1 protein-coding gene is annotated in these 241 nt (G+C 77.2%); it reads right to left on the reverse strand.

Going from position 1 to position 241, the window contains the following annotated elements; translation table 11 throughout:
• Nucleotides 1–241, reverse strand: a 241-nt coding sequence (locus GT042_RS24740) for a BTAD domain-containing putative transcriptional regulator (RefSeq protein ID WP_272925749.1), incomplete at both ends; no start/stop codon positions are given.

A 241-nucleotide genomic window follows, 5' to 3' on the forward strand; every position in this document is an offset into this window, starting at 1 on the left:
CTCGTGCAGCAGTTCCTCGTGCAGCGCGCGCAGCTCCGGGCCCGGGTCGGTGCCGAGGCGGTCTGCCAGGCCTCGGCGGACCTCGTCGTACGCGGCCAGCGCCTCCGCCGTGCGGGACGCGTCGCGCAGGGCGCGGACGCGGAGCGCCTGGAGAGGTTCGTCGAGGGGGAACTCCTCGCAGAGCGCGGCCAGTTCGGGCAGGGTGTCCTCCGCGCGGCCGAGCGCGAGCGCGGCCGTCAGC

The organism is Streptomyces sp. SID3212, from assembly GCF_009865405.1.
GTDB lineage: Bacteria > Actinomycetota > Actinomycetes > Streptomycetales > Streptomycetaceae > Streptomyces.